This is a genomic window from Arthrobacter sp. PvP103, assembly GCF_017833075.1.
Lineage (GTDB): Bacteria > Actinomycetota > Actinomycetes > Actinomycetales > Micrococcaceae > Arthrobacter.
Genome location: NZ_JAFIBQ010000001.1, coordinates 1773875 through 1788329, shown reverse-complemented (window position 1 = coordinate 1788329; position 14455 = coordinate 1773875). Strand labels below are relative to the sequence as shown.

The following is a 14455-nucleotide window of genomic DNA, read 5'->3' as shown; positions in this document are numbered from 1 at the left end:
ACTAGAAGTGGAAGGCAACCTGTGCAATCGCTGCCGCGGCGACGAAGCTCGCCGTGAACGTCATCAGGGCGACGATAATGATCTTCCAGCTCAGTGAGCGCAGGGCCTTCACGTCGCGGCCCAGTGACATGCCGATCAGGGCGATCATGGGCAGGCCTGCGAAGAGGACGCTGATGTGCTGCGTGGCGGAGGCGACGAAGGGCCCGATGGGCAGGAACGTTGCGGAGGCAATCGTGGCCAGGGCCAGCACCCAGATGCTGGACGGAACAACCGGGACGAGCTTCGCGAGCACCAGCGCGATGGCGGTGAGAGCCAGCAGGATGAGGATGCCGACCACGTCCAACGGCTGTGCTGAACCGGTGCCAAGGGCGTTCAGGAAGAAACCGGCCACTCCGGTCGCGGCGAATGCGATGAGCCACGTCCTGGGTGTCCGGACAACTGTGGGATCCTCTTCGATTCCGTTGACGTCCACGGTGTCCGAGCCAGGCGCCTCATCGGAGTCGGTCAATGCCCCGCCCGGGAGCGCAGCGCCTGTGCGGCCTGCTCGGGCTCCGACTGTCGCGCCACTGGGAACACTGTGGCGGACACGGCGGCCGAGGTCGTCCCGTCCGAAGATGCGGGACCACATCTTGTAGAGCTTCTGGCACATCGGCAGCGCGATAAAGACGCCGGCGTAGAAGCCGACGATGTTGGTCACGAGGTTGGAAAGCGCAGCGAGGGCCATGATCTCCCCGGCCATCTCGGGGTAGAGGATGGACAGGGCGCCGACGCCCCCGAGCATCATGGAAGCGGAACCCAGTCCCAGGCCCAGCGCCAGGGCGCGGGGATCGAAGAAGTCCAGTCCGCCGAGAAGACCGGCGAGCAGGGAGATGAACACGGCGCCAAACACACTGCCCAGCACCCACACTGCGAAAACACCGCGGTACTCGGGGGAACGGACGCCGAATCGTTGGATGGCGAAGGCCAGGTAGGACTCGCGGTCGATCGACCAGGTGGCGCCGATTGCAGTACGGCCCAATCCAAGGGCAACTGCCACCGGCAGGGCCAGGATCACGGTGCCGACCACGTGCCCGACCTCCTGGAGGAGTATCGCGGGGCCAATGTCGGTGAACTTCGTCAGCGACGGGCCAATCTGGGTCCCGAGGCCTGCCAGGAAGAAAACGATGGATACGTCCATCAGGTGCGTGGACACCGCACGTGCACGCCCTCCGATCGGCTTCCACTTCTGGACGCCGAGGAATCCGCCAATGAGCACGGTCCACAGGATGGGCATCAGGACGATGGCTGCCGGACCGAGCTGCAACTTGTGGGTGCCGATCGTGATGGCCACGGCACAGACCGCTGTGGAGAGCGCGATCATCCCGAGCCACAGGGCGGGCCGGGCACGGAAGGAACGGGAGGGCGGCGCGTCCACTAAGGCGGGTACCGGGCCGCCTGTGGTCTTCGTTTCGTTGGGCATGGCGCAGGCCTTTCCAAGGAGGAGTTGGGGGATCAGAACAAAGACGTCTCGCATTTGCGGAATCAAGCTTTGGTATACCAAGTGACTGTATACTCGTACCCATTGAGAGGCAAGTCACATTTTTCAAACGCCGGTAATCCCCGGCCGCTGCCCCAAGGAGGCACCTTGTACACGAAGATCTCGGCCCGGTTCGTTCTGGGGTTCGACGGAAGCCGGCACACGCTCATCTCCGACGGCGAAGTCGTCTTCGAAGGAGATTCCATCATCTTCGTGGGTCGCAACTATGAGGGCCCGGTTGATGAGGAACGCGACTTTGGCCAGAGCCTGGTGATGCCTGGACTGATCGACCTGGATGCCCTCGCCGACATCGACCACCTCATCCTGGACTCGTGGCCCTCGCCTGACGTCGCCGCCGGCCACCTGTGGTCGGACGACTACTTCGCCAGCCGCCGCCGGGACGTGTTCACGCCGTCGGAACGCGCCACCATCCGCGAATTCGCCCTTGCCCAGCTCGCCCTGCACGGCATTACCACCTACATGCCCATCGCCTCAGAGATCCACAGTTCCTGGGCCGAAGGCTTCGACGAGCTCGTGGACATGGCAGAGACCAGCCGACGGATCGGCCTGCGGGGCTACCTCGGCCCCGCGTACCGTTCCGGGGTCCACGTCACCACTGCAGCAGGCAGCCGCGAGGTCCACTTTGACGAAGCCCGGGGGGTTGCCGGCCTGAGCGACGCTGAGCGTTTCCTCGACCATGCCGCCGGGCTAAATGACCCCCTCGTCACTGGCGTATTGCTGCCGTGCCGCATTGAGACGCTGTCCGAAAACCTCATGCAGGAGACGGCGAGGATCGCCCGCGATCGGGACGCGATTGTCCGGCTCCACTGCCTCCAGTCGCCCCTCGAGGACGAGCTGCTGCAGCGTTCAGCCGGACGCGGCGTCCTGGAACTGCTCGAATCCACCGGCCTGTTCGGCACCCGCCTTCTCATTCCGCACGGGGTGGTGATTAGCGGCAAGGACCCTGCCGCGTCCGCTCCCGGAGGTCCGCTGGACGTGCTGGCCCGGCACGGCGTCAGCATTGTCCACTGCCCGCTGACCTCGTTCCGCTACCAGAAGCAGCTCGATTCGTTCGACCGTTTCCGCGAGGCCGGAATCAATATGTGCCTGGGTACCGACTCTTTCCCGCCGGACCTGGTGCGGGGCATGGACGTGGGCATGCACCTGACCCGGATGGTTGAGGGGAGGCCCGACGCCGGGACCCTGGCCGACTACTTTGACGCCGCGACCCTCGGCGGTGCGCGAGCTCTTGGCCGGAAAGACCTCGGGAGGCTGGCGCCCGGCATGCAGGCCGACATCACGGTGTTCTCCCTGGGCCACTTCCGCGACGGCGTCGTCGAGGATCCGCTTCGCACCCTGGTGCTCAACGGCACGGCGCGGCAGGTTACGGATACTTTTGTGGCCGGCCGCCCCGTGGTGGTGGGCGGTGCCCTGCCCGGCGTTGACCTGGACGCGCTGCGGGCCGGGGGTCAGGGGCTGTTCGAGGCGATGCGGGCTGCCTACTCGGAGCGGGACGTCCGGCGCCGTGCTTCCGATGAGCTGTTTCCGCCCACCTATCCGCACGCCGAAATTGCCCGTCCGGTTGTTGTCCCGTAGCGACGGGAGCTACGGACTACCATGCCGCCCACTATTGGCTTGGTATACCAAAGGCGGTATGGTGGATACATGCGAGGGCTGCCGGCGCATCCTGGGACAGCTCCTCCGCCCCCTTACCGGAACCATGACTTTGACCTGCTGACATCGGCTCCCGCAGTGTTGCGGAGCGGCCCATTCCATTGGAGAAAACAATGTGCCTGCATGATCACACCCCTGCCGCTGTGCCCCCCGCTGCGGTTCCGCGCCGCGGCATCCTCGCCGGGGCGGCCGCCCTCGCCGGAATCTCAGTGGCAAGCCTTGCCGCTCAGCTGGGAGGTGCCCCGGCCGCGAAAGCGGAGGGCAACGCATCCGGTCCCGGCTACCCCGGCCGGCCCGCTTCACCGCAGCCCATGATCATCGAGGGCGGCACCATAGTGGACCCCATGACAGGCGACGCCGTGCCAGACGGGGTCCTTGTCCTGGAAGGCGGTAAGGTCACCGCCGTCGGCAGCCGGGAGGAAACACGGCGTGCCGTGGCCGCACTTGCCGGGCGCGCCCGCATCGTGAATGCCGCCGGCCGCTTTGTCCTCCCCGGCCTCATCGACGTGCACGTCCATGCCAACGCACTGGCCGATGCACGGGCCATCCTGCAGGGCGGCGCGACCAGCGTCAGGAGCGGGTCGAGCAGCTTCTACCAGGACGTCGCCCTTGCTGCCCTGCCCGCCTGGGCCGTCGGCGCCTCGCCCCGGATGAGCCCGGCCGGGCTGTTCATTTCACCCGAACTCGGGGACTCGCTCCTTGCAGACCCGGACCTTGCACCACTCGCCTCCCTGTCCGGGGGAGTCGCCGAACCATCGGACCTTGCCTACCTCACCCGCACCAACCTGAAACGCGGCGCCCAGGTGATCAAAACCCGGGCCAACCCCCGGGCGGGGCTGCCGGAACAGGACCCCCGCGAACTCGTCTACACCTACGATCAGCTCTCTGCCGTGGTCAAGGCCGCAGGAAAAGCAGGAGTGCTGTGCCACGCCTACAGCGCGGAAGGGATCGACGGCGCAGTCCGGGCCGGTGTTCGGAGCATCGAGCACGGCGTCTTCGTCACCGAGGAGACCATTTCCCGGATGGCCCGCCGAGGGACCTACTTCACGCCAACCATGGATGCCATCACAGGGATGGCGGGCTCGCCCAATCCCATCCTCGCCGCCCGCGGCAAGGAATACACGCCCATTATTAAAGCCGCCGTCAAAGCTGCCCATGAAGCCGGTGTGACCATCGTTGCGGGGACGGACTCTTTCGGATCCGACGTAACCCCGATTGGCACGGAAGTCCGTCTTCTTGCCGAGGCAGGGCTGTCTCCGCTGGAAGCGCTCAGGGCAGCGACGGTGAACGCCGCCGCCCTGCTCGGCTGGGGTGAGAGCGCGGGCCGACTGATGCGCGGTTCTTTCGCCGACGCCGTCATTGTGGACTCCGATCCGTTGAGCAGCGCTTCGGCCCTGGAAGAAATCCGGGCTGTGGTGGCACAGGGGGTCCTTGTCCGGAACGACCTCTGATCGAGGGCCAGGGGATAGCGGCGACGCTGTCCCCGCCCGCCTTACCCTGCCCGAGCGTTTAGCCGCGCCCATTTGAGAAAGCCACCCATGACCCTGATTCTTAAGGCCTCCGAGCTCCAGGCCCTGGCCGATATGCCCGCGACGATTGCCGCCGTCGAACGCGTTTTTGCCGGCCTCAGCCGGGGCACCGCCGTTCAGCCGGCGCCGGATTCCCTCCTCCTGCCCTCGTCTGACGCGAGGTTCCTGCCGATGGCAGCGCTGTCCAGCGCCGAAGAACTGGCATCAGTGAAACTGCTGGCGGACATCCCTGCGAACCGGGAGTCCAGCCTCCCCACCCAGCGGTCCACGATCATGCTCGTCTCCCAGCTGACCGGTGAGACCCTGGCGATCCTGGACGGCAAAGTGCCCACACGGGTCCGGACTGCCGCCGCCAGCGCCGTGGCGACGAAGCTGCTCGCCAGGCCAGGCAGCACCACCCTGGGGCTGGTCGGGGCAGGTGCCCTGGCGGTGGCGCATGTGGAAGCCATGCTTTCCGTCCTCCCGATCGAAAACGTGGTGGTGTGGTCCCGTTCCGCGGGCACCGTCGCCGCCTTCTGCGCCGAAATATCCCATCACGGCCTGAACATCACGCGGGCTGCCAGCGTCCGGGAAGTGGTGGAGGCCGCCGACGTGCTGTGCACCCTCACACCGGCCGTTGCGCCCCTGGTAAAAGGCGAGTGGTTCAAGCCCGGGCTGCACGTGAACGCTGTCGGATCCCGTCCCCGCGCGGACCACCGGGAGATAGATTCCGCGGGCATGGTGAGGGCGAGGGTTTTCGTGGACAGCCTGGCCACGGCCAAAGCAAAATCCGGCGGGCTCATCATCCCGGTGGCCGAGGGTGTGATGGGCTTTGAGGACGTGGAAGCCGAACTTGGTGACGTGGCGGCCGGGACACGACCGGGCCGCGTCAGTGCTGAGGACGTAACCTTGTTCAATTCGGTAGGTATCGGTCTGCAGGACCTTGCGATCGGGCGGCTCCTGTACGACGCTGCGCTCAGCAAGGGGGTTGGCACCCGCGTGGCGTTGAATAACTGAGAGGCTGCGGAAGCACGACGCCGCAGCAATAACGGGAGGTATGTATGACGGTCCAAGCGGAATCCCCCGCGTCCTCCTCGGACACGGCCCGGGCGCGGATCCGGGAACTGATCATTTCAGGCGACTTCGCGCCGGGCTCCCGGCTCCGGGAACGTGAGCTGTCCCAGACCCTGGCCGTTTCCCGCGTACCCGTCAGGGAAGCCCTCCAGCAGCTCGAAGCCGAAGGCTTTATTGATACGTCCCCCCGGCGTGGTGCCACCGTCAAGCAGATCACCCTGCGCGACGTGAACGAACTCTTTGACGTGCGGCTCAGCCTGGAAGTCCTCGCCGCACGCCTCGCCGCCCAGGCCGCGGCAAGGGGCCAGTCCTCGTCGCGGTTGCAGCACATGATGGACCAGGCGGAAGAAGCAACCCTGCGCCACGATCACGCGCAGATCCCGCTCAGCAACACGGCCCTGCACGCAGAGATTGTGGCGATGGGAGGCAACTCGCTGCTGGAGTACTCCATGAAGCCGCTGCTGGGCCGGATGCAGTGGCTCTTCACCTTGACCGGGCACCGTGATCCCCAGGTGCAGTGCGCTGAGCACCTGAGCCTGTGCAAGGCCATCTATGACGGCAAGGCGGAGCTGGCGGCGGCGCTGGCCTACGCGCATGTGGAGCTGGGCCGCGAGCCGTCACTCCAAGGACTGGCCGGGCGCCTGCCCGAAAGCTGACCGGACAAGCTGACCGGACAGGCTGACCAAACGGAAAGGACGACGGCGGGATGTCCCGTCGTCGTCCTTTCTGTTTGTTCCGAAAGCCGGGGGTCCTAGTGCCAGAGCCCCAGGGCGAACTCCGCGATCACGGTGGAAAGCAGGAAGGACGCCGTGATGGCCACCAGGCCCACCGGGATGATCTTCCAGCCGATGTTCTTCAGCAGCGGGATGTCCTTGCCCAGCGACAGGCCCGCCAGCGTCAGCATGACCGTGGCGATGGACAGGAAGTCCACGGTCTTGACGGCGGCATTGAGCGCCCCTGCCCCGAAGAACCACGGGCTGGAGATGTAGGCGCCGATGGTGGTGATGAAAACGATCGCCGAGATCTTGCGGGTGACTTTCGCCAGGGCAATGCTGACCAGCACGAGGGCGAGCATGATGGCGTAGCCGGCCACAATCGTCAGGCTGAAACCCTTGGCCGCCACCGAAGCCGTGGCGATGCCGAGCACCGTCAGCACCGACAGGGACAGCCACAGCGGGAGCTTGATGGCTGCCGACGATTCGGCGACGCGCTCGCGGAACAGGCGGTTTTCCTCGGCCTGTGCTTCTTCACGGTCGATGTCGGCGGCGCTGCGCTCGGCGGTGGCGCCTGCTGTTACGGCGGCAGCTTCGCGTGCTGTCTGCTTCCGGGTGAGGGCCTTGTAGAAGCGGTCGGCCAGCGGCAGCGCAATGTAGATGCCGACGTAGACGCCTAGGACGGTGGTGATCAGGTTGGACACGGCGGCCATGCCCAGGATGGCTTCCTGATCGGCCGGGTAGGCGGCGACGATGCTGGCCGCGGAGGCGGCCATCATGGAGCCGGAACCCACGCCGGCGCCCATGGCCAGGGCCAGCGGATCGAAGATCTTCCAGTTGGCCACCAGTGAGGTGAGGAGCGTGATGAACACGGCCCCGAACAGGGTGCCGAAAACATACATGGCCAGCACGCCGCGGTACTGGTCCGAATCCGGTCCGTACTTTTCCGAGACCATGGCGAACGACGGTTCCCGGTCCAGGGAGAACGTGGCACCCACGGTTGCCTTGCCCATCCGGAGCAGCACTGCCAGGGGGAGTGCCAGCACGATGGTGCCCAGCAGGTGGCCTACTTCCTGGAGGAGCAGCGCCGGCCCGGCCTTGATGAGGCTGGGAAGGCTGGGTCCGATATTGAAGGCCAGCCGGGCCACCAGCAGCAGCACGGCGACGCCCACCAGGGCAGCCGCAACGCGCTGGAGGTCAAGGCCGAGCGGCTTGAATTTCTGGATGGAGACGAGCAGGCCCACGATGAGGCCCCACACCATGGGGAAGATGATGATGGCGCCAATTCCGACGTCGATCTTGGCCTGGCCGATGAACTGGACCGCGACGGCGATCACAAGGGCCAGGGCGGCAATGGGGATGGTCAGCTTGGTGCCGGCCTTGTCTATCCGCGCTGTTTTGGTGGTGCTCATGATGTGCCTTCCTGGGTGAAAGTACGACGGCGGTATGCCGCTTTGATGAAGCGTTCTCTTTGTGCGGGGGTTGAGGCTGCTGCGGCGACCGTCCAGGCCAGCGCGGTGGCTGCTTCAAACATCACCCCGTAGGCCTCCGGGGAGTCGGCCAGCGCGGCGAACGCATGCGAGTGAATGGGAACGTCAGCACCCGGAATGCTCAGCCACGGATGCAGGGACGGGATGACCTGGGAGATGTTGCCCATGTCGGTGGAGCCGCCGCTGAGGCCTGACGAACGCGAGATGTCCTTGCCGAACACCTCCATCGCATCGGTCCAGTGCGCAGCCAGGGCATCGTCCTGGAGGAGGGGCTCGTAGAGGGGTTCCGCCTCCTCGATGGCCAGCGTTGTTCCGGTGGCCATCGCGGCTCCTTCGAAACAGCGGCGAACGCGCTGGTGCAGCGCGTCGTATTCCGGCAGGGTGAAGGCCCGGCATTCAAACTGGACCACGGCCCGCTCCGGAATGATGTTGGTGACGTGTCCGGCTTCCTCAACGAAGCAGGCGATGCGGTGGTCCGAGGGGATCTGCTGGCGGAGCAGCCCAATGGCCACCTGGCTCAGCACGGCCGCGTCCGCGGCGTTTACGCCCAGGTGCGGGGCCGCTGCCGCGTGGGCGGCCTTGCCGGTGAACGTCGCCTTGTAACGGCCCACGGCCTGCGCACTGGTGCCGGCCGGGTTGTAGGTCAGCCCGTCCTGGACGGGATGGACCATCAAAGCCAGCCCCACGCCGTCGAACGCTCCCTGCTCCAGCATGAGCGCCTTGCCGCCGCCATGCTCCTCGGCGGGCGTTCCGATGGCTTTCAGCGTGATGCCCAGCTGGTCCACGTGCGGTTGCAGGGCCAGTGCGGCGGCCACCGATGCGCCCGCGATCAGGTTGTGCCCGCAGGCGTGCCCGATGTCCGGGAGCGCATCGTATTCCACGCACAGCACCACGGTCAGTTCGCCGCTGCCCGCGCTCGCGGTGAACGCTGTGGGCAGCCCGCCGGTGCCGCGTTCAACCTCGAAGCCGCCTTCGGCCAGCAGTGCCGCCGCCGCCTCGGCGGAACGGACCTCCTCGAAGGAGACCTCCTTCGCGGCGTGGATTTCCCGCGCCATGGCCTGGACGCGGGGCTTCCAGTTTTCGACGCCGGCGGCAAGGGCCGTGCGGAGCGCCGCCAGGGCGGGGCTTGAGTCTGTCAGTTCCATCAGTATCTGCCTGTTCTCGTAGGGCGCTTTAGTAGGACAGGGACGGGAAGGGGGAACCGGCAGCCCGCGTTGGCACCCAGACCGCCTTCGTCTGGGTGTACTCGTCCAGGACGCCAGGGCCGGACGAGCGCCCGTGGCCGGAGTCGCCGAAGCCGCCGAACGGAACCGCCACGTGGATGGTCTTGTAGGAGTTGATCCAGAACGTTCCTGCCTTCACCTCGCGGGCGATATGGTGCGCGCGGGAAATGTCGGACGTCCATACGGCGCCGGCCAGGCCGAAGTTGGTGTTGTTGGCCCGGGCGATGGCTTCAGCTTCGGTGTCGAAGGCGTCGGCACCCACCACCGGACCGAACACCTCCGTCGTTTCGAGGCGGTTTGCGGGCGTGACGCCGTCGAGCAGGGTGGGCATGACCCAGTGCCCGCCGGACAGCGTGGACCCGGCGAGGGCGTCCGGAAGTGCCGCCCCGGTGACCCGGCGGCCGCCGTCGTTCATTCCTGCTTCGATGAGGGTGTTGACCGTGGCGAACTGCCGGGCCGTGATGATCGGGCCCACCTCGGTGTCCGCGCTGAGCGGGTCGCCCACCCGCAGCCGGGCGGCACGGTCCGCCACGAGCTCAATGAACTGTGCGTGCACGCTCCGCTCCACCAGGAGCCGCGATCCGGCGACACATGACTGCCCGGCGCCGGAGAAGATCGCCGAGATGGCGCCGTCGGCGGCACGGTCCAGGTCCGCATCGGCGAAGACGATGTTCGCGCTCTTGCCGCCGAGTTCCAAGAGGGCGGGAATCCCGGCCTGCGCAGCCGCAACAGCCACGCGCCGGCCGGTGGGGACGGAGCCGATGAAGCTGATTTTGCCCACGCGCCGGTCGGTGGTGAGGGCCGCGCCCATGGTCTGGCCCAGCCCGGCCGCCACATTGAACACACCTGCCGGCAGGCCTGCTTCGTGCGCCAGCTGGGCGAGCCGGACGGAGGATGCCGGAGTGAATTCGCTGGGCTTGATGATCACGGCATTGCCGGCGGCCAGCGGGGCGGCGGAATTCCAGCCCGCCGTAAACAGGGGAGCGTTCCAGGGCGTGATGGCGACGACGACGCCCCAGGGGACGCGTTCGGTGTAGGTGTGCCACGGGCCGGGAACCGGAATGGTGAGACCCGTCAGCTTGTCCGCCCAGCCGGCGTAGTAGCCGAACATCTCGGCCACCTTGGCGGCCTCGACGCGGGCGTCCCGGATGGGTTTGCCGGTGGTGGCGGACTCGAGGATGGCAAGTTCCTCGCCGTGCGCTTCCACGACGCGGCTCACATTGCGCAGGATGGCGGCCCTTTCGAAGCCGTTCATCGCGCCCCAGACTGCCGCGCCCGCCGTCGAGCTTTCCTGGATGGCGTTGGCACCTTCGGCGCCGGGGTCAGCGTAGCTGGCAAAAGCTTCGCCGGTGGCCGCGGCAGTGAGGGTGATGCTCTCCCCGCTGCCGGGAACGGTCTTACCGTCAAGGAAGGCGCCGAGGCCGGCCGGAAAGGCTGCGTCGAGGACGGCCCGGGCGGTGGCCGCCGAGGAGGAGGTGGGTGCTGTGGTGATGCTCAACGTGATGGTCCTTCAGGGCTGGGATCCGGGGATCAGGAGACGGGTGCGGTGGACGGCGCGCCCGCTGGCGTGATGGCGGGGGCGACGGTCCTGGCGATTTCGGTGAAGTCGGCGCGCGGTCCGAGGGCGGCGAGGGCGTCCTGCCACTGCCCGGCCACGGCTGCAAGGAGGGCCGGGCTTTCGCCGATCTGGGCGGCGACCTCCACGGCGAGGGCGGCATCCCGGGCCATCAGGCCGAGCGAGAAGCCAGAATCGTGGGTGCCGCTGAGTACCCAGGTGGGGTACATGTTGGCCGAGACTCTGCTGCCGCCGGAGGCTTCGCTGATGCTGGCCGCCGCCTTGGCGGGATCGATGCCGTAGGCCTTGGCCACTCCGAGCGCCTCGCCCACGGACACCAGGTTGGCCGCCGCCAGGACGTTGTTGAGGAGCTTGACCACGTTGCCGCTGCCGGGGCCGCCGATGTGGCTGTACTTGCCGCCGGTGAGGGCGAGGAGTACGGGTTCGGCGGCGGCGAGGGCGGCGTCGGTTCCGCCAACGAACGCGCTCAGGGATCCCGTTGCTGCACCGTCGCGGCCACCGGAGACCGGAGCGTCAACGAAAGCCGCGCCCTGTGTGTCGGCAAGGTGGGCCATCTGCTTGCTCGTGGCCGGTTCGGAGGTGGTGGTGTCAATGATCGCCACGGTCCCCGGTACGGCCAGGAGCCGGGGAACGGTGGTTTCCACGATGCTGGCTGCAGGCAGTGAGAGGACGGCGTAAGGGGTTCCGGCGACGTCGTCAAGGCTGGCGGTGGTGGCGATTCCGGTTTGGGCGGCTGCGGTCCGGGCGGCCTCGGAGGGGTCGAAGCCGGTGACGTCCCAGCCGGCTTTGTGCAGCGTGGCAGCCATGGCTCCGCCCATGGCTCCAAGGCCAATGACGGCTATGCGGGTGCTGGTGTTCATGAAGTACTCCTGGAGGATACGTGTGGGGGTGTGGGGGTGTGGGGGTCAGTCGAGGTAGATGTCCAGGTCTTTCCAGAGCTGTTGGGTACGCCGGATGGCGGCGCGGCTGCGTTCGGGATGTGCAGCCTCCATGCCCGCGAGGAGGCCGTAGACCACGGAGTTTGCCGCGGTGACGGACTGGAAGAAGGAGATGCCTTCCGAGGCCACCACCAGGAGGTGGTCGGCGGCCGCGGCCAGGCGGCCGCGGCGCATGTCGCTGATGGCGATGACCGCGGCACCTGCCTGCTTGGCGGCTTCGGCTGTGACGATGATCTGCCGGATGGAGCGCCACATGTTGATGACCACCAGGACGTCCCCTTCGCCGAGGGTGTTGGTGCTGGAAGCGAGGTGGACGCCGGCGCGGTTCTCCAACGTGATGGGGTAGCCCATGGTCGAGCCCAGGTGCGCCATCACGCTGGCGGGGCCGGCGAAAGAGCCAAGCCCGACGACGGTGATGGATTTGGCGGCGGCCATGGCCGCAATGGCGGCCTCGGCGTCGTCGCCCGTATTGGAGTCCAGCGTCAGGCGGAGATTCTCGATGTCGTGGTTGATCGCGTCGTGGAGGGGGCTGCGGTGTTCGCCATGCTCGGTCAGGGTGTCCTCGGTGGAGATCATGACGAGGTAGCGCGAGCGCAGTTCCCGCTGGAGATCGGGCCAGCCGCGGTAGCCCAGGTGTTGGGCCGTGCGGACCACCGTGGAGTTGTTGACGTCCGCCCGCTGGGCGATCTCGGCGATGTCCGCGTAGGAGGAGAGCTGCGGATTGCGGGCGATGACATCCACCACCCGGCTCTGCGCCTTGGACAGCGGAACGTCCGGCAGGGCGTCGCCGAGCCACGCGTGGGAAACGTTGCCCGCGCCGCCCGCGCCTGCTCCGCCGGCTTCAAGATCGACCGCGTTGGTGTTCAAGTCCGGACCTCTTCTGTAACGCACATCACTCTGCAAGGCTGATTGCATCAAATCTACTATGCAATTTCGTTTGCGAACAGGCTTTTTGGTTTCCGGCTTGTTAATCCTCGTTGCGGCGGCCTTTGGGCTGCCGCGGCGCAAACAGCAACGGACGACGGCGGGAGGTCCCGCCGTCGTCCGTTCACCTTTTGGAGTCAGCTGTTGGAGTCAGCGCCGATGTCCGCGCTGAAGTGGCGCCTAGGGCCCAGTGTCTGCCGGCCCGGTGTCTGCCGGCCCGGTGTCTGCCGGCCCGGTGTCTGCCGGCCCCGCAGGTTCGGTCCGGAACTTGATCAGCTTGTGTGTCCCGTCGCAGTAGGGTTTGATCGCTGACGCCCCGCACCGGCAGAGCGCCACCGTCCGGCGCTGCCTCGGCACGGGCTCTCCGGAAGGCGTGACAATCTCGAAGTCACCACGGACCAGCAAGGGCCCGTCCGGGCAGACGACGATCGAACCTTCAGCGGGCTCCTGGTTCATGTGCCCTTCCTGGTGCGTGGTCATGCGGCAGCGGGGAGGCCGGTGCGGAGTGAGGTGCGCCCGTTCTCCCAGGCCTCGAGGATGCGGAGGGTGAGCCTGGTGTCTAAGGCAATGGCCGCCGTCGCCCCGAACAGCACGTCGGGGAGCAGGTCCGGTTCTGCCTCCACCAGACCTCCCGCGAGATCCCGTCCTGCGATCTGCTCGTGGACGGCGTCGGCCTCCACGTGTTCATCGAAGTAGGCGGTTGCTGCCGCGTCGAAATTATGGCGGCGGAAACCGTTGCCATAGAGCTGGTTGGGCCGGGAGGACGTCATCTCGTAGATCGCCAGGTGCCCGGAGATGGCACCGCGGAGGCGGCGGTTCAATCCGAAGAGGGACATCATGTTTACCGAAGCAAGGGCAATCGCGGGCACTGCATCGACGTAGGCGCCGTACCGGTCATCGAGATCGAGGGCGCGCATGGTCCTGGCGAAGAGGGCGCTGTGCATCCGGTCCGCGCGGCCGCCGCCGTATTCGTCGGCCTGGATCTCCACCAGGGCGGCTTTGGCGCGGCCGGAGAGGCGGGGGATTGCCCACGTGTGCGGGTCCGCTTCCTTGAGCTGATAGAGGGATTTGTGGATGAGGAATTCCCGGAGCTGGTCGGGGCTGGCCATCTTCGCGACGTGCTTTGAAAGGCTGGGCCCGGTGTCCGCGGCCGCGAGGGTGAACAGGACGGTGGCCACGGCGTCACTGACAAGGACTCCCGTGGTGACCGGGGGAGCCGCGGGGGCCTCGGTCCGCGCCGCCGTCCGCAACGCCTCCTCGAACGGCTGCTCCAGCAGCCGCCGGACGGCGATCAGGCCCGGAGTCCACTCCCAGCCGTCATCCACGCCGTCCAGTCCGCCATAGTGCAGCTCGTAGAGACAGAAAAGCGCCAACTGGAGGTCCTCGTCCTCGATGACGTCCCCGGTCTCGGCCAGCTGAGCGGAGACGAGTACCTGCAGGCCGGTAAGGGCTGCTGCGTCCGCGTCGGGCTGGCCGGCGAGGAGTGCTAGCAGGGCGGCGCTGACCGGCCCCCGCGGGTCGGGGATGTTCATGGTTCTCCTAGGGATTCTCGTGCCAGGCGGGCGCTGCTGCGGACGGGGTTAGAGCCGGTTCCGGTTGCGGGGGTTGGCGGCAGGGTTCTGTTTCGCCCGCCGGGCGCGCATGACGCGGCTGATGATGGTGGGGAGGAAAGCGATGAGCAGTTTCTTCATGGCGGTGGTTCCCTTCGTCGTGATGGATACTAAGCATACTTGCTATTGAACGCGCAAGGGCTGGTGGCAGCGCGCGGCGGCTTTGCCGAGACTCATTGTGGTAGTCGCGTAACTGCGCCACCATGATC

The 14455-nt window shown here is 67.0% G+C and carries 12 protein-coding genes; 4 read left to right on the top strand and 8 right to left on the bottom strand.

Going from position 1 to position 14455, the window contains the following annotated elements; translation table 11 throughout:
• Position 1: 1 nt before the first annotated feature.
• Positions 2 to 1459: a DUF3100 domain-containing protein gene (locus tag JOE41_RS08285; protein WP_245200666.1), complete on the bottom strand. Its 1458-nt coding sequence runs from the start codon at positions 1457 to 1459 to the stop codon at positions 2 to 4.
• 165 nt (positions 1460 to 1624) lie between these two features.
• On the opposite strand from JOE41_RS08285, the gene JOE41_RS08280 reads away from it, so the two are divergent.
• The 4 genes from JOE41_RS08280 (at position 1625) to JOE41_RS08265 (ending at position 6428) form a co-directional block, all read left to right on the top strand.
• On the top strand, positions 1625 to 3112 hold the full coding sequence (locus tag JOE41_RS08280) for an amidohydrolase family protein (protein WP_209751943.1): 1488 nt from the start codon (positions 1625 to 1627) through the stop codon (positions 3110 to 3112).
• Positions 3113 to 3303: 191 nt separating this feature from the next.
• Positions 3304 to 4641: an amidohydrolase family protein gene (locus JOE41_RS08275; RefSeq protein ID WP_209751941.1), complete on the top strand. Its 1338-nt coding sequence runs from the start codon at positions 3304 to 3306 to the stop codon at positions 4639 to 4641.
• 87 nt (positions 4642 to 4728) lie between these two features.
• Positions 4729 to 5715, top strand: a complete 987-nt coding sequence (locus JOE41_RS08270) for an ornithine cyclodeaminase family protein (RefSeq protein ID WP_209751939.1) — start codon at positions 4729 to 4731, stop codon at positions 5713 to 5715.
• Between the two features lie 44 nt (positions 5716 to 5759).
• The gene (locus tag JOE41_RS08265; protein WP_209751937.1) at positions 5760 to 6428 is read left to right on the top strand and encodes a GntR family transcriptional regulator; all 669 of its coding nucleotides are present in this window, start codon (positions 5760 to 5762) and stop codon (positions 6426 to 6428) included.
• Between the two features lie 95 nt (positions 6429 to 6523).
• On the opposite strand, the gene JOE41_RS08260 is transcribed toward JOE41_RS08265, so the two are convergent.
• The 7 genes from JOE41_RS08260 to JOE41_RS08230 all read right to left on the bottom strand — a co-directional run bounded on the left by JOE41_RS08260 (position 6524) and on the right by JOE41_RS08230 (position 14168).
• Complete coding sequence (locus JOE41_RS08260; protein WP_011693419.1) at positions 6524 to 7897, bottom strand: DUF3100 domain-containing protein; 1374 nt, start codon at positions 7895 to 7897, stop codon at positions 6524 to 6526.
• Positions 7894 to 9120 carry an amidohydrolase gene (locus tag JOE41_RS08255; RefSeq protein WP_209751935.1) on the bottom strand — a complete coding sequence of 409 codons (1227 nt, stop codon included), beginning with the start codon at positions 9118 to 9120 and terminating at the stop codon, positions 7894 to 7896. Before JOE41_RS08255 ends, JOE41_RS08260 begins: the two co-directional genes overlap by 4 nt.
• 28 nt (positions 9121 to 9148) lie before the next feature.
• Positions 9149 to 10696: an aldehyde dehydrogenase gene (locus tag JOE41_RS08250; protein ID WP_209751933.1), complete on the bottom strand. Its 1548-nt coding sequence runs from the start codon at positions 10694 to 10696 to the stop codon at positions 9149 to 9151.
• A 32-nt stretch (positions 10697 to 10728) separates the two neighbouring features.
• A complete protein-coding gene (locus JOE41_RS08245; protein ID WP_209751931.1) occupies positions 10729 to 11634 on the bottom strand; it encodes an NAD(P)-dependent oxidoreductase in 906 nt (301 codons plus the stop codon).
• A 45-nt stretch (positions 11635 to 11679) separates the two neighbouring features.
• The gene (locus tag JOE41_RS08240; RefSeq protein ID WP_209751929.1) at positions 11680 to 12579 is read right to left on the bottom strand and encodes a MurR/RpiR family transcriptional regulator; all 900 of its coding nucleotides are present in this window, start codon (positions 12577 to 12579) and stop codon (positions 11680 to 11682) included.
• A 237-nt stretch (positions 12580 to 12816) separates the two neighbouring features.
• Positions 12817 to 13092, bottom strand: coding sequence for a CDGSH iron-sulfur domain-containing protein (locus JOE41_RS08235; RefSeq protein WP_209751927.1), 276 nt, complete (start codon positions 13090 to 13092; stop codon positions 12817 to 12819).
• A 20-nt stretch (positions 13093 to 13112) separates the two neighbouring features.
• Positions 13113 to 14168: an iron-containing redox enzyme family protein gene (locus tag JOE41_RS08230; RefSeq protein ID WP_209751925.1), complete on the bottom strand. Its 1056-nt coding sequence runs from the start codon at positions 14166 to 14168 to the stop codon at positions 13113 to 13115.
• Positions 14169 to 14455: the final 287 nt, after the last annotated feature.

Coding starts and splice junctions, on each gene's coding strand:
- JOE41_RS08245 (WP_209751931.1), bottom strand. CDS start 11,634: ATGAACACCAGCACCCGCATAGCCGTCATTGGCCTTGGAGCCATGGGC.
- JOE41_RS08265 (WP_209751937.1), top strand. CDS start 5,760: ATGACGGTCCAAGCGGAATCCCCCGCGTCCTCCTCGGACACGGCCCGG.
- JOE41_RS08235 (WP_209751927.1), bottom strand. CDS start 13,092: ATGAACCAGGAGCCCGCTGAAGGTTCGATCGTCGTCTGCCCGGACGGG.
- JOE41_RS08285 (WP_245200666.1), bottom strand. CDS start 1,459: ATGCCCAACGAAACGAAGACCACAGGCGGCCCGGTACCCGCCTTAGTG.
- JOE41_RS08275 (WP_209751941.1), top strand. CDS start 3,304: ATGTGCCTGCATGATCACACCCCTGCCGCTGTGCCCCCCGCTGCGGTT.
- JOE41_RS08270 (WP_209751939.1), top strand. CDS start 4,729: ATGACCCTGATTCTTAAGGCCTCCGAGCTCCAGGCCCTGGCCGATATG.
- JOE41_RS08260 (WP_011693419.1), bottom strand. CDS start 7,897: ATGAGCACCACCAAAACAGCGCGGATAGACAAGGCCGGCACCAAGCTG.
- JOE41_RS08230 (WP_209751925.1), bottom strand. CDS start 14,168: ATGAACATCCCCGACCCGCGGGGGCCGGTCAGCGCCGCCCTGCTAGCA.
- JOE41_RS08255 (WP_209751935.1), bottom strand. CDS start 9,120: ATGGAACTGACAGACTCAAGCCCCGCCCTGGCGGCGCTCCGCACGGCC.